Raw genomic sequence first — 14784 nt, forward strand, 5'->3', positions numbered from 1 at the left:
ACACACCGCTTCCTTCTACTTGTTTTGTGTAGCTTATGTAAGCCGAAAACAAAATGTACCTGACTTTCAGCCCCAATTGCAGATATTACTCCTTTTGGACTCTTAGTTCAAGCCAAGACTTTTGCCATCATTTAACAGGTCTATAAGAATGAAATAAAAAAGCCACCTTCCGCCCAATGCGAAAAAGCGGCTCTATTAAAAGAGAATAAGTACTTTTTGACCGTAAAACCAAACACTCCATCCACTGTTTCATTATGCGATTTCGTTATTATCCTTGTCATCTGGCTGAGCTTCTTCAAGACTAGCTTCTTCACTGCTTATTTCTTCATTTACAGGCGATACCTCTAACTCCGTTACCTCTTCCAAAGTGGCCGCTGCCTCTTGAATCGTTTCTTCCGTAACAGTTCCACTTACTGCTACAGTAGCAGTATCTTCTTCTACAGCATTCGAACATGATTTGCTCCATTCGCGAACCTCATGGACTACATGACCTATAGAATCCTTAGCTTTGTCATACAGCTCAACGCTCTTGTCTCCAGCCTGCACGGCAATTCCCTGTACCTTTTCAATGCCAGCAGCTGTTCCTTCCGCAATATCCTTGCGCAGCTCTTTACCTGGCTTAGGCGCGAACAGAAGTGCTGTCACTGATCCAACCACACTTCCGACTAAAGCTCCCCATAACAAACCTTTTGTGTCCTTTTTCATCGTTTCATCTCTCCTTTAAATTCATTGCTCCCCGCTCTACCGGGCTAATGCCTATATCTGCTATATCATAAGCAGCAGGAGTTTGTCTTGTGACTAATTATTACGACTTTTCAGAAGTTTTGTCTGTTACATTTTTGGGTGCAATTGCGTATCGGCAGCATTGTCCTCCTTCTGCCATACATTCACTTCGTGTAACCTTAGCATCCAGCAATTCCTCAAATAGGCTATGCTCGCATTGACAAGCTTTACGATACTGAGTAGCCACCTGGCGAATCGGGCAGTTGTATTCTTTTATGACATACGAACCATCCTCTTCACGGTTCCACTCTGCCATATATCCACCAGCGTTTTGGATCGACGATAACTCAGCTACTCGCTCTTCCAAATTCCGGCGTTCCATCATCGGTGCATACTGGGTGAGCATCCGGCGACGGCGTCCCTCAAACAATGTATTAACAGCTTCCAATCCACTGCCATAATCCAATTCACGCAAAAGCTCCAAAGCCAGATTGTGATAGCTTTTTGGAAAATACTCTTCGGACTTCTCCGTTAAAGAATACATATGTAAAGGCCGCCCCATCGCTTGCCGAACCACTTTTGTCTTAGCAAGTCCCTCCTGCTCCAGCTGAAGCACATGACGACGGACACCCATCTCTGTAATTCCCAATTCTTCTGCCAGCGCGCCGATGGTCAGTGGTCCTTTCGTCTTCAGGAGCGTCATAATCAAGTGCCTTGTCGATCCATTTTCCTGCCCCATCTTCATCATAAAGGAACCCCCTCTCTTTCACGGCTACCGCCTATTTTATATGATTCTATCTTATGCTATTATAGCGTTACACCGGACCCAAGTTCCTGATCCAAATAATTCCCTACTTCAACAGCAAACTTCTCTAGCACCTCTGAAAGGATTGGTGTGAGCGGGTGTAGTGCTTCTCTTTCCCAGGCAAAATAATCCTGCACGAGCGGCTTACGAAGTGCGACAAGCTCTATCAATCGCTCGTAGATCTCACTTTTACCTAGCACTTTTTCTTCATGTATAATTGAAATGATATCCTCATAACTTCCGGCATCACGCATAATAAAACCGTCAATCAGACAACTACCAACGTCCGTAACCACCTCTATCGCCAGATGAAGGCAGCGTTCTTGTATTAGTCCGGTTAAAGTATTGCCATCCCATGAAGCTGTTACAGTCCGAAGACCTGTAGTTATATCTGGGATTTGAGCAAGAATGGTTTCGATTTGTTTGCGGTTGACATAATACACAGCAATACCCCCATGTCAAAAATAGTTAGAGAAATCTGCATTATCCCTACTTACCGCGTTTGCCGCGGCGTTTCAGCCAAAAGAACATAATGAAACATGCCGCAAGAAAAACGACCAAATAAGTTAACGCTTCCATCGGATACTCGAGCTCACGCATTCCTGTCACCGCTTCCGGTATAAAATGATGATGCTTGTTAATCAGTAGTTCGCTTAAATTACGTAATCCACAGCAATTGAAAGTTCTTTAACTTCATTAATATGAGCTATAACTTCCTTATGCGCCGGATGAACCTGATAAGCCTGTAAATCATCCAGAGAAGCTACCACCGTAACTAGAGCAATATCAAAGGATCGATCAGAATGAATGATATCAGCACCCACTTCAATCGAAAGGAGCTGCGGGATTTTACCTTCCATATTTCGCAGTACGGCTACCGTTGCCGCAACGCTTTCTTCGGACCGGTCCTTCAATTTAAAAAACACAATATGCTTGATCATTCTATCTCGCTCCCTGTTGTAATATTGTAATTAGATATTAAAAATATATCATAAGCGTACGCGTTCTGGAAGAAACTTAAAAAGTGATGTCAGAAATAGCAGCATTAACCATTGCCGATGTATATGAAAGTGTTGTAGTATATTTTTAAAAAATCGGAGGAATTATGCCTAGTAACCAACAAGAAACTCATAATATCCAGGCGTGGTCTCTGATCAACCGCAAATATCTTGGACAAGGCGTTCGTGTAAAAAGATTCCGCCGTCCAAAGCGCAGCCAGATTAGAAACCGTGTGTTACTTGCTGTATTGATGGCTAAGGATATCAAACTTTCACGACTCGCAGAAGATCTTGGTATATCCTCTCGCAGCGTAAGCGCCTGGGTATACGAAGGTCGTATCCCTTCCAACAATAACATTGACAAGACCTGCCGCCTACTCGGGTACCCGCCCCACATTTTGTTCAATGAAGCACTGATTCGTCAGAGTCCAATTGTATGTCAACCAACTCCTTCACGATTTATGAAAAGAAGTATTACCAGTTCGCCCCGCAGCAATGTGATTCTAACCGGCCTCTGTATGGTTTACGATTTTTCCGTAACCGATGTAAGTATTTGGATAGGTGTTCATCCCGGGACGTTTCGAAAATGGTTGCACAGCAGCCATCTGCCTACCCCTGCTCTGCAGGAAAAAGCCGAAACCTTCTTCCGAATTCCACGACATATTCTATTTGCAGACTGCGGAACGCTCTAATGTGATCCTATCGCTTAATAAGTTCAAGGCCAGCCCTTCTTCCTTAATTAGGAGAAGGGTTTTTTGCCATATTTTTTTCTTAAAAAAGGGTCATACTACTGTTTAGGTACATTGTTCAGTACTAAAGAACGGAACAGGAGGCGTAAGATGAGACTTGACGGAATACTATCTGAAGGCTACACCGATACTTGGGACGTGGCCCCCGGTGTCATCGGACTACGAACCATGTTCGTAAATTGCGCATTCATCGGCCAGCCCAATTCGGACTGGATCATTGTAGATACGGGACTTAGCTCTTACACAAACAGAATTATAGATTATGCTAAGGAGAAGTATGAGAAGCCACCGGTGGCAATTATCCTGACTCATGGGCATTTTGACCATATCGGAGGTGTGAAAAAGCTTATTGAGGAATGGAATGTACCCGTGTATGCTCACCCACTAGAGCTTCCTTATCTAACAGGTAAAGCGGATTATCCTCCAGCCGATCCGGCCGTAGGCGGCGGGCTGATGAGTATGGTGTCCTCATTATTTTCACATCATGGCATCGACCTTGGATCAGCTATACATCCATTACCCGAAGACAGAACCGTCCCCGGAGCAAAGGGCTGGAAATGGATCCATACACCTGGACATAGTCCCGGACATATTTCACTATTCAGACCAGAAGATAAGGTACTGATTGCTGGTGACACCTTTCTTACAGTCAAACAAGAGTCCGTATTCGCAGTAGCTACCCAGCATCAGGTGGTGCACGGCCCACCCTCTTATTTCACGACGGACTGGGAAGACGCGGAAAAGTCGGTCCGCACACTTGCGTTGCTAGATCCTCATATCGTTCTCTCTGGACATGGGGTGCCTATGGAGGGTGAAAAATTATCTACTCAGCTTGCTCATTTATGCAAGAATTTCAAGGAAATGGCGTTGCCGGGTCAAGGGAAGTTCGTGTGATTTCCTTACGGGGTCCCATTTTGCTGAAATAGCCAATGCGCCCCCGCATCATTCAAGACTACACTCTATACCAATATTGATATATCTCCTTAAATCCGAGCTTGTCGTACAAAGCCGAAGCTCCAGTATTAGCTTGTACAACCTGCAAAAAAGCGGTTGTTGCACCCTGCGTCTTGCCCCAGTGTAGTAATGCAAGCAGCAGTTGTTCCGCCATACCTTGTCTACGCTGATCGGAAGCAGTGATAATATCAAAGAGACCTATGTAGCCGTTCTGAATAACACCCAGACCACAAGCGGTAGGAACGCCATTGTTAATCAACAGAATATAGCCCTGCTGCAAAAGACAAGCGGATAACATTCTAGTTAAGGTGCTCCCATTGTCTTTTGAGAGCGCAGAGAGCTTTGTAAATGCATTTAACCACTCTTCAGTTAAGCTCTCCTGAACTTGTATCTCATATCGAAGATCAGGAGTAGCTAATCCCTCCAGTTCTAATAGCCTAACAGATGATGGCTCGACAACTGTGTAACCACGCTCCGCTAGCGCCTCATCCAGGTTCGCAGGCTGGATATACGGCGTTATTTTAAATACTGGCTTTAATCCAGCATCCTTATAGTACTGCTCAGCAAGCTTAATTTGGTTTGTAAGATCCGCAAGAGAGCTTTTTTCTCCGTATAACGGATTGACCGAATTAGCTCTTTTCGTATATCCAGCTGCTGTGCGCAGAACCCAGCCATTCAGGAGAACACTCTGCTCCGCTGGCCAAGTATTAAGTGTGATTTCTTCAATTGCTTTATACAAGTTATCTCCTCCTTATTAGCCATGTTCCCGCTTATTACGCATCGCTGGTAGCAGCTTCACTGCTTCATCAGCATACGAAATATAATAGTCATATTCGGGAGACTCCTTACCATAAATGGCTATTTTCCCCTCATGGTTGTAATGTACACCCCAGCCGAATCGCTTCGGAAGTAGAGAGGCTCGCAGGCATGGATGGTTTCTAGAGAATAGCTCCTTCCATATTTCTTCCCTACGGGTCACACGATCTTCTAGCGGAATTTGTTTATGGCGTACATGAACCTCAAACAGAAGCTCTTCATGATTGTATTTGTAAGGCTCATTAATAAGCAGCTCATATTGAATCACATGCGCAGGCGGGAGTGTACGGCAAGACATCGGCGGGATTCCCGTTTCCTCAGGACAATCCTCTGCTACACGTATGAAAGTGTTTGTATAACTCATGGGCATCACCTCTATTTTTAATTGAAATATATTCCTTCTATGATAATTCATAGTCACTATAATTGCACAGCAAAAATCCGGAACCTCTACCTCCTGGATTCCGGATTTTCATCTGCTATTTCATCTGAATTTCTATTCCTCAGCCGCTGCCGCAAGGAGTTCTTCAACAGGCCACGGAAGCGGATTATTAAACGTTGTCCAATCCTGCTTCAACTCATCTTTCGTCAACAAACATCGATCCAATCTCGCTTCGATTTGTGCTGAGTCCATACTAACACCGATAAACACGATTTCATTCATTCGATCGCCCCACAGCTCGTCCCACTTGGCTTTCATTTCAGGTTCGCTTTCCAATACCTCCTGCTGCTGATCCTCAGGCATTGTAGCTAGCCAGTAGCCGGCAGGTCCGAACTGAATCGAGGGTCCAGCCTGGCTGATACTCGCTGCAAGATCACCCTCTGCGGCAACCCATACAATCCCTTTCGCTCTGACAACTTCCTCCGGCCAATGACTAAAGAAAAAGCTTAACCTTTGCGGATGAAAGGGGGTTCTCCGGCGATAGACAAAAGAAGATATTCCGTATTCCTCCGTCTCAGGCGTATGTGTCTCCTTGTTAAGCTCCGTAATCCAACCGGAGGACAAGCTTGTTTTTTCAAAATCAAATAATCCAGTATTAAGAATCTCCTTCGGATCTACCACTCCGTTAACCGTACGGATCAGCTTGGCTGTCGGCTGAAGTTTGCGAAGCACAGCTTCAAGCTTGTTAAGCTCTTCTTCTTCTAGCAGATCACACTTATTAAACAATAACACATCACAAGTCTCGATCTGATCAATGAGCAAATCCACAATATCGCGATAATCGTCTTCACCAGCCGTTTGATTACGATCGATCAGACTATCACCAGAAGAGAAGTCATGCCAGAATCGGCCAGCATCCACAACGGTCACCATCGTGTCCAATTGTGCGAGTGAAGTCAAATCAATATCCAGTTCTGGGTTCGCATAAGTAAAAGTCTGTGCCACCGGAACAGGCTCGCTAATGCCAGATGATTCAATGAGGATATAATCAAAACGGCCTTCAGCTGCCAGCTTTTCTACTTCGACAATCAAATCGTCGCGGAGTGTACAGCAGATACAACCATTAGACATTTCCACTAATTTCTCTTCCGTTCTAGAAAGCACATTACCTGACTTCACCAGGTTGGCGTCCACATTCACTTCACTCATATCGTTAACGATAACAGCAACTTTCAAGCCTTCACGGTTGTGCAAGACATGATTTAGCAGTGTTGTTTTTCCTGAGCCTAAGTAGCCACTTAGCACCGTAACGGGGATTTTTTTCATTCCGATCACTCCTATCATTGATTAGCATTTATGTTTGGCATTTATAGCTCTTACCGGGTTTCGCGGTGTAATGTAACTCTTTTCAGTCGTGGACAATATTTCTTCATTTCCATACGTTCTGGGTGATTTCGCTTATTCTTGGTAGTGGTATAGTTACGATCTCCTGTCTCCGTGCATGCCAAAGTAATGATTACTCTCATTGTTCCATCTCCTTTTTTAAATCGTAATAATTACGATTAACATATCGTACACGTTTTATTCACAATCTGTCAACTATGATCTTGTAAAAATTCCAACTCTCTTAATTTTGTGGTCTTTCTTGCGAACAAATCACGTATAGATGGAAATATAAAAATATGATTCTTGTATTTCCAAGAGAATCAGGCAGGAGTGGAGATCATGAAGATACCAGTAATTATTTTGAGCGGGTTTCTGGGGAGCGGGAAGACAACTCTGCTGTTGTCCCTGCTGAAAGAGAGCAAGGTAAGGGGTCTGAACCCTGGCGTAGTTATGAATGAGCTGGGAAAGAGAGATGTAGATGGGTATATTCTGCAGGAGCATACGGGTACAACCGTGACTAAGCTACTGGATGGATGTGTATGCTGTAGCCGTAAAGAGGATTTGGCAGACAGCCTGCTGGTACTGCTAAGAGGACGTCCCGATGCTATTTATATCGAGCTTACTGGCGTCGCGAATCCGGAAGAAATCGCCAAAACATTACAAGAAGCCGCACTACAAGAAAGGGTCGAATTGCATTTTACGATCACCTTATTGGATGCAGAAAACGCCTTGGAATATAACAGCAGACTCTCCTCTGACAAACAGCTGGTTCGTACCCTTCGCAAGCAGCTGTCCACTGCTGATCTCATTGTCGTTAATAAGAGCGATCTTGTAGAGCCTGAAACCTTATGGCGTATTGAAAAAGGTGTCCGAAAACAAAATACAGAGGCTGAAATCGTTTATACCCATTACAGCGAAATCAACCTTTCACCGATATTATCAGGAATCACCCCACGTAAAATCATCGCTCCCGCGCCACAACGAGCACCTCAAACCTTTAAAGGCGCAACACTTAAACAAATGAATTCAGAACAGGGAGCTACAGCAGTAAAAGAACGGCAAGAAGAGCCCCACGCTTCTTTTTCCCAAGTGACCGCCATCACGTTAACCATTCCGCAAGCAGGGACTACAATGCCTTCCAAAGAACAGCTAGAGGCTTTCTTTCAAGAATGGGGTGACAACCTGCTCCGTGCCAAAGGGCATATCCTTTTGTCCGAACAGGAACCGGTTCAACTTGTCCAATATGCGGGAATGCGTACAAGCTGGGAGGCATCACGTTACCCCGGAATGCCTTATGTGGTATTCATCGGGATAAATTTAGATGAGGAACTGCTGGCAGATCGGTGGTCCACCTTATTCGAACCTTGACTACCCTTTCCCCTTTAAAACTACTGCCGCTGCTTCTACCGATCTCATTCCTGATTATCATTGGTTTTATATGGGTGCCAAATCAACTGGAGCTACTAGATAACGCGTACATTGACACGTTCAAAACCGGCTTTATCGGGATTTTGCTAGAAGCCTTGCCGTTTGTGTTAGCAGGAGCTTTATTATCCTCGCTGCTTCGCGTCTTTATCCCAGATGAGATGATCTCCCGCTGGATTCCACGGCAGGCGCTTCCAGCCATTTTATTCGCTTGCCTGCTCGGAATTATTTTTCCAGTATGCGAATGTGGAATGATCCCTCTCGTCCGCCGACTAATCCATAAGGGGATGCCTGTCTACGTGGCGATCGTGTTTATTTTATCCGGACCCATCCTAAATCCAGTCGTCTACGGAGCAACACTGACGGCATTTCGCAACCACTCAGAACTGGCCTATGCCCGGATGGGTCTAGCTTTTGTAGTCGCCTGTATTATAGGCTTGATTATCTATGCAACGGTGAAAAAGTCCCCGATACGCCTTAGCGTTCAGCGCGAAACCGATAACACACATCATAATAATTCTCGTGGAGGAAAGTTAGCCGCCGTCTTCGTGCATACCTCGGATGAGTTTTTTGAGATGGGAAAATACTTAATCATTGGCTGCCTATTGACCGCTGGCATTCAGACGTTTATGGTTCAGGACAGTTTGGCTGCGATCGGAGATAAGCCGCTCGGGTCTTATTTTTTCATGATGGGACTGGCATTTGTGCTTTCACTCTGTTCCACCTCAGATGCCTTTGTAGCTTCCACCTTCGTACATTCTTTTCCAGCAGGAGCACTGCTCGCTTTTATGGTATTTGGGCCGATGTTAGATTTCAAAAATTCATTGATGTTACTCTCGCTGTTTAAGACCAAATTCGCTCTTTATTTGTTCTTTCTTATCTTTTCGAGCGTATTTATCGGAGCCGTACTCATGTCCTTATGGCTGTAATCATAGAGGTGGCAAGCAGATGCTTACCCCATTGTTAGGAGGAAGCGCATGAATGACTCTCGAAGCATCCGATTTCACTATTTGTTAAGGGCGGTCATTCTGCTCGCCTTTGCTCTCTATATTGGGCATTTAGTACAGCAGGACGCTTTGCATTATTATGTAGCGCCTAAGCTAGCACGCTGGGTTCAGTTATGTCCGATTCCTCTGACACTAATGGCGCTCAGCTTGGCCATTCAAGCCTTATTTGGTAAGGGAAGTGTGCTATGTGACTGCGAGCATCGCCTCCCACATTCCATATTTAAAAGTACAGCGCTTTATGGATTATTCCTGTTTCCACTGCTGCTTGGATTTGCACTTCCTGATCGTGCCTTGGGAAGTATGGCCGCTAGTAAAAAGGGGATTTCGTTCACCTCTTTACCATCAGAGACTACCAACGCTGTTAGATTCGAATCGATTGATCCTTATCATGAGGAGCTCACCGAGCTAGCTAAGATCTTATATGCGCAGCCTACTATCCCTGTGTATTCTGATATTTTTTCAGAAACACTAGGCGCTATTGACATGTATAAACAACAATTTGAAGGTAAAGAAATTTCTGTTTCCGGTTTTCTATATCGCGATGACAGTGAAACGCCAGAGAATGCTTTTGCCATTGGCAGATTTCTGGTTCAGTGCTGTACCGCCGATGCTACTCCGTTTGGGATGTTGGTTGATTCCGGCAAATTAAAAAGCTTGCCCACTGATACCTGGATAGAGGTTCGGGGCAAGCTTCAAATTGTGCAATACAAAGGCCAAGAAATGATGCAAATACGCGCAGAAGCAATTACACCTATCGCGCAACCAACAACACCCTACATTTACACGAGTGCTGACTCCATAACCGCATGGAAAGCTTTGACGAATACGGCCAACCCTACTAAATAATTGCGTCCAGCTCATCCTCATCATTCACAGATCGGTTAGGGTTAAATACTTCAACCATAATACGGGCGGGTATACAGATGATTTGCTGCTTTGGCCTAGAAATAAACCCCATTTCCAAAGCGATTCGCAAAGGAGCGTCAGAATATGTCATTTGGATCCCGTAATCAAATACCTTTAAGGTATTGTGACCAAACTTCGATTGAATATCTATAATTTGCTCTTCTTTAGTCAAAGAAACGGTCTTGTATTCCTTACCATCAACCGTAATTATAGCTTTCAAATCGCCTTGTTGATACTGTTCATTATGGGTGTCCCACCACTTGATTCCGTAAATCAAACCCGCTGCGAATAGAGCTAAAAAAATGATTACAAAATCGCCACGCTTCATCTTTAACAAGGTATGGATCCTTTCATTGACAATATATTCGTAATAATTACGATTACAAATATATTAATCTTACGCCCTTTTGTCAATGACACTCCTCATCCTTAACGAATCCGAGTAGACCAATCTTTTAATACCCTGTCAAGCTCCTTTATGGAGATAGGCTTGGAGATGAAATCCTGCATTCCTGCACTCAGACACATGTCTTTATCTTCATTTCTGGCAAAAGCTGTGGCCGCAATAATAATGGGAGACAGCCCAAGCTTCTCACGTATGATTCCTGTTGCTTCTATCCCATCCATAATAGGCATCTGGATATCCATAAAGACGAGATCATAATCCTTGGACAGCACAGCTCGAACTGCTTCCTCGCCATTTGATGCAATGTCAGGGAAGTATCCCCTCTTCTTCATATAAGCCAGCATCAGTTGCTGATTCACAGGATGATCTTCAGCGATGAGAATAGACATCGGTCCATATTCTCCCTTATCAGATGCTCTGGCGTTAGGTTTATTGCTTTTGTCTGTATCCACTGAAGGGCGGAGCGTAACCTTCTGATTCCATTCCTCTTTTGGCAAAGAGACCTCCACGGTGAAAAAGAACTCTGAGCCATGTTCCTCACAGCTCCTCACACCAATCGCTCCTCCGAGCAGCTCCACCAGCTTTTTGCTAATCGCCAGTCCAAGTCCTGTTCCGCCATATTTTCGATTAATGGAAGGATGCAATTGCGAGAACGATTGAAACAATAACCCTTGACTGGCAACCGGGATCCCCAAGCCCGTATCTTTAACCATGAATTTAACGATAATATTTCCTGACTTTCGAGAAGCTTCCAGACTGGCAGCAATACTAATTTCACCTGTCTCCGTAAATTTCACCGCATTTCCCACTAAGTTCACGAGAATTTGGCGCAATCTCGCCTCATCCGTCACAACGACAAATGGAAGATCAGGTGCAATATTGATAGTTAATAACAACCCTTTTTCTTTGACCTTCGGATAGAATAGCTCACTAACGTTCTGTATCACTTCACGCAAATCTACCATTTGCAGTTCAAGTGTCATCATGCCTGCTTCAATTTTGCTGAAATCCAGCACTTCATTCAAAATATGAAGCAATGCTTCTCCGCTACTTGTAATGATTTGTGTGTAGTAGCTCTGCTCTTCATTTAGCTCTGTCCCTGAGAGCAAGTCTGCCATTCCTATAATACCGTTCATAGGCGTACGCAGCTCATGGCTCATGATCGCTAGAAACTCCGATTTCGCCCGATCCGCTTCCTCTGCAGACTCCTTCGCTCGCACAATCTCCTTCTCTTCTGTGATATCTCGGAAAACCACTACAGCCCCGATCCGCTCTTCTCCATCAAAAAGAGGAGTCATGTGATATCTGACCAAAAAGCTGGAACCATCTTGCCTCCAAAACACACCCTCTTTCTCATCAAAAGAGCGATTATTGAAGTGCGAGGGAATCAGCGTCTTCTGAATGCCCAAGAATGGCTCATTATCCAGCCAAGTCTGATGAATCGTATGGAATTTGCTGTTCAACCATTCCGTTGGATCGTATCCTAGCATAGTAATCGCCGCTGGATTGATGAACATCGTATCCCCTTCAAGATTCATACCAAATATGCCTTCAGATACCGAATTCAATATTAGAGCATGCTCGTTACTTAACTTCTCTATTTCTTCAAAATGCCGCGCCCGTTCCGCAATGTCCCGGGTTACACACACAAGCTCCCGTCCTCCAAAGGTCTCCGAGTAAATATAGCGAAGTGTTGTTTCCGTCCAAATGTACGTTCCATCTTTGCATAGAAACCGAAAGGTCACAGGGTCGAGCTTCTTCCCTTCCATACAGTTGCTAAGATAGGACACCACTTTCTCCTTGTCTTCAGGATGTATGTAATCAATACCTCTCGTTTCGTACATTTCTTCCGGTGTATAGCCGAACATCGTCTGGCAAATGGGTGATGCATACAGATAGATGAGGTCTCCGTCCGCTGTATTACGTGAAATGAAATCCATTGAATTTTCCGACAGGAGTCGGTAATTCTGCTCACTATCACGCATCTGTTCCTCCATACGATGACGTTCAGTCACATCCTGGGCAATCCCATTGATCTGTAGCACTCTTCCTTCCTCATCTTTGGTCACTTCCCAGTGTGCATCCAGAAACTTCAATTTTCCATCCGCACTTTTAATTCGAACCATAACTTCGCCATTCGTCCCATTCGCTAAAGACTGGTGAACCAGCTTTTGAAGTCTAGTAAAATCATCTGGATCAATACAGGAAAGCACTCGTTTGTAATCAAAATAGGAATGATTGCTGTCGTCCAATGAAAAGCCAAAAATGTTACGCATCTCTCTAGAAACCGTCAACCGCGTTTTCGTCGCATCCCATTCCCACGATCCCATTTTCGCAAGATATTGGGCTTGCGCCAGCATATCCTCATATTTCTTACGCTGCGTAATATCACGGCCGATCGTTAATATCTGCTTGATTTCCCCCTGCTCATCACGTACCACCTGTGAGCTGCTCTCAATCCACAAATAATGTCCGTCTTTATGCCGGGCCCTGCGTGTATACACATCCGTATCAGAATAGAGCTTTCCGTGTTTTGTCATTTCAAGGGCATCTTCTGCGTGATAATACTCAGGTCTTTTCGTACCGATCATTTCATCTGGAGGATATCCTAGCAACAACTCCACTGAAGGAGAAACGTAGTGCAGTGTACCGTCTGGTCCGCCAAAAGAAATCATATCTGGCGTATTTTGTGTGATCAAATTATATAAATGCTGATCTTCCTGAATCTTATCTTCCGCAAGCTTTCGGTCTGTGATATCCGTAAGTTCTGAGATCAAGACAAGGGGTTCACTAGAGTTCTCCTGAAGAATCAGAAATATATGTTGAGCTACCCAGATTATCTCGCCACCCTTACATAAGAACCGTCTTTCTAACTCTATTGCGGTCCCAGGATCTGCTAAGAGATTGTTCAGGATAACGTAATGATCATCATCAGCTACATCGTCTGGATAAATAAGATCTAGATAGTGCATATTTAAAAGCTCTTCTTCAGAATAACCAAGCATACGGCAAAGTGCTGGATTAGATTGAATCAAGGTTCCTTCCTTGGGAGAGACTACAGCAACCCCTATAGAAGACCGTAAGTATAGTTGCTTAAAAAGAAATTCAGACACCTGAGTAGCCTCCTCTTTTGAGATGGGGACAAACTTTATTACAATCTCGTAATCTATTCCAGTATACCTTTTTTTCGGTAATTAAGCTTGATAGCTGAGTCCTAAATGATAGGCGGGTATAAATCAAAGAGATTGCGCGTTATCCTCACAGACAAAAAATAAACAGCAAGCCCCCAACACTCGGGAAGCTTGCTGTTAGTACATATCACAACTTCAAATGACTATTCTCTTATTAAATTCTCTTGCTGAAGCTTCTTAATTTTCTTACGGATAGGTGCGCCTGCTCTTAAAAAAACAAGTCCTAAAAGGATTAAAAGCCCGCCTAGAACAACGTTTATCAAACTAATTCTGCTGGATGAATTGAAATAATTCGTTACCCCAATGAGAATGTTGGCCAAACCAACAACGAACTCTAACCACATGACAGAATTCCATAGTGTGTTGATTCGCTTAAAGTGTTTTATTTTGGATTCCAGATCTGTGTAAATATCAAACGCACCTTCGGATGACTTCTTTCTAAGATAAATCCAGCGAACATAGCTGCTAACACACTCTACTCCATTTTCTTCTAGAAACTTGAGGTATGCCATGCTTTCCGGATGAGTAGGCACATTATCTAAAAGCTCAATTCTATACGTATACTCATTCTGAGGCGAGTCAGTAAACACATATTTACACCAGGAGTAGCTTGAAAGGGCTAACCCTTTGGCAGACATTTCATTAAGCCACTGTTCTTCCTTCTCAAAATCCCAAAACAGCTTGCGAACCACATGTTTCATTTGGACTCACCTCCAGCTATTCTCTTCCCATTGGCAATCAGTTCTTCCAACCGAATAAGCTCCCCCTGAATCACTGTCTTCCCTAATTCAGTAATTTCGTATTCCTTTCTTCGGGAGCCTTCTTCCCCTTCTATAGCTCTTATCCAGTTTTTCTCAAGCAAGGTGTTGATAGCTCCATATAAAGTGCCCGCTCCAAGTTCCACTCGACCATGACTTAAATCCTTCACATTCTGCATAATCGCGTATCCGTGCATTGCGGTGTATAAAGACAATAAAATGTAAAATACAGCTTCCGTTAAGGCTCCTCTTTCTGAGCTTTCAGGCATGATTCCATC

Annotated in this window: 17 protein-coding genes; 5 read left to right on the forward strand and 12 right to left on the reverse strand. The window is 44.1% G+C overall.

Translation table 11 applies throughout. From position 1 onward, the window contains the following. Positions 1-252 precede the first annotated feature (252 nt). The 4 genes from MKX35_RS24350 to MKX35_RS24365 form a co-directional block, all read right to left on the reverse strand. Positions 253-705, reverse strand: coding sequence for a YtxH domain-containing protein (locus MKX35_RS24350; RefSeq protein WP_076298552.1), 453 nt, complete (start codon positions 703-705; stop codon positions 253-255). A gap of 100 nt (positions 706-805) precedes the next feature. Further along, positions 806-1471, reverse strand: a complete 666-nt coding sequence (locus MKX35_RS24355; RefSeq protein WP_042186789.1) for a helix-turn-helix transcriptional regulator — start codon at positions 1469-1471, stop codon at positions 806-808. 59 nt (positions 1472-1530) lie between these two features. Then, the gene (locus MKX35_RS24360; RefSeq protein ID WP_042186787.1) at positions 1531-1971 is read right to left on the reverse strand and encodes a DUF86 domain-containing protein; all 441 of its coding nucleotides are present in this window, start codon (positions 1969-1971) and stop codon (positions 1531-1533) included. 210 nt (positions 1972-2181) lie between these two features. Beyond that, positions 2182-2469, reverse strand: coding sequence for a Dabb family protein (locus MKX35_RS24365; RefSeq protein WP_042126253.1), 288 nt, complete (start codon positions 2467-2469; stop codon positions 2182-2184). 164 nt (positions 2470-2633) lie between these two features. On the opposite strand from MKX35_RS24365, the gene MKX35_RS24370 reads away from it, so the two are divergent. Both MKX35_RS24370 and MKX35_RS24375 read left to right on the forward strand, forming a co-directional pair. After that, positions 2634-3218, forward strand: a complete 585-nt coding sequence (locus MKX35_RS24370) for a helix-turn-helix domain-containing protein (RefSeq protein WP_076283191.1) — start codon at positions 2634-2636, stop codon at positions 3216-3218. A 147-nt stretch (positions 3219-3365) separates the two neighbouring features. After that, on the forward strand, positions 3366-4169 hold the full coding sequence (locus MKX35_RS24375; RefSeq protein WP_042186783.1) for an MBL fold metallo-hydrolase: 804 nt from the start codon (positions 3366-3368) through the stop codon (positions 4167-4169). A gap of 58 nt (positions 4170-4227) precedes the next feature. Here the strand turns inward: MKX35_RS24375 and MKX35_RS24380 are convergent, their stop codons facing one another. The 4 genes from MKX35_RS24380 to rpmG form a co-directional block, all read right to left on the reverse strand. Beyond that, positions 4228-4968 (reverse strand): GNAT family N-acetyltransferase, encoded by a 741-nt coding sequence (locus MKX35_RS24380; protein WP_076298553.1) that lies wholly within the window; start codon positions 4966-4968, stop codon positions 4228-4230. A gap of 15 nt (positions 4969-4983) precedes the next feature. Continuing rightward, positions 4984-5409 (reverse strand): DUF6157 family protein, encoded by a 426-nt coding sequence (locus tag MKX35_RS24385; protein WP_081382746.1) that lies wholly within the window; start codon positions 5407-5409, stop codon positions 4984-4986. A 132-nt stretch (positions 5410-5541) separates the two neighbouring features. Beyond that, positions 5542-6753: a GTP-binding protein gene (locus MKX35_RS24390; RefSeq protein WP_076298554.1), complete on the reverse strand. Its 1212-nt coding sequence runs from the start codon at positions 6751-6753 to the stop codon at positions 5542-5544. Positions 6754-6803: 50 nt separating this feature from the next. After that, entirely contained in the window at positions 6804-6953 is a 150-nt protein-coding gene (gene rpmG, locus MKX35_RS24395; RefSeq protein ID WP_076283195.1) for a 50S ribosomal protein L33, read from the reverse strand. Between the two features lie 199 nt (positions 6954-7152). On the opposite strand from rpmG, the gene MKX35_RS24400 reads away from it, so the two are divergent. Genes MKX35_RS24400 through MKX35_RS24410 form a run of 3 tightly spaced genes read left to right on the forward strand, consistent with a single transcriptional unit; the run spans position 7153 to position 10091 of the window. Then, positions 7153-8181, forward strand: coding sequence for a CobW family GTP-binding protein (locus MKX35_RS24400; protein WP_076298555.1), 1029 nt, complete (start codon positions 7153-7155; stop codon positions 8179-8181). After that, a complete protein-coding gene (locus MKX35_RS24405) occupies positions 8178-9167 on the forward strand; it encodes a permease (RefSeq protein WP_076283197.1) in 990 nt (329 codons plus the stop codon). Before MKX35_RS24400 ends, MKX35_RS24405 begins: the two co-directional genes overlap by 4 nt. A gap of 48 nt (positions 9168-9215) precedes the next feature. Continuing rightward, positions 9216-10091, forward strand: a complete 876-nt coding sequence (locus MKX35_RS24410) for a TIGR03943 family putative permease subunit (protein ID WP_076283198.1) — start codon at positions 9216-9218, stop codon at positions 10089-10091. Here the strand turns inward: MKX35_RS24410 and MKX35_RS24415 are convergent. From MKX35_RS24415 to MKX35_RS24430, 4 genes are all read right to left on the reverse strand, one after another. Next, complete coding sequence (locus tag MKX35_RS24415; RefSeq protein WP_076283407.1) at positions 10084-10479, reverse strand: NusG domain II-containing protein; 396 nt, start codon at positions 10477-10479, stop codon at positions 10084-10086. The two genes, MKX35_RS24410 and MKX35_RS24415, sit on opposite strands and share 8 nt — an antisense overlap. 101 nt (positions 10480-10580) lie before the next feature. Next, entirely contained in the window at positions 10581-13670 is a 3090-nt protein-coding gene (locus tag MKX35_RS24420) for a PAS domain S-box protein (RefSeq protein WP_256716225.1), read from the reverse strand. Positions 13671-13891: 221 nt separating this feature from the next. Beyond that, complete coding sequence (locus MKX35_RS24425) at positions 13892-14449, reverse strand: DUF2812 domain-containing protein (protein ID WP_076283200.1); 558 nt, start codon at positions 14447-14449, stop codon at positions 13892-13894. Further along, positions 14446-14775, reverse strand: a complete 330-nt coding sequence (locus tag MKX35_RS24430) for a PadR family transcriptional regulator (RefSeq protein WP_042186765.1) — start codon at positions 14773-14775, stop codon at positions 14446-14448. Before MKX35_RS24430 ends, MKX35_RS24425 begins: the two co-directional genes overlap by 4 nt. Between the last annotated feature and the right edge of the window lie 9 nt (positions 14776-14784).

Origin of the sequence: Paenibacillus sp. FSL R5-0923 (genome assembly GCF_038009145.1) — a bacterium.
Classification (GTDB): domain Bacteria; phylum Bacillota; class Bacilli; order Paenibacillales; family Paenibacillaceae; genus Paenibacillus_AQ.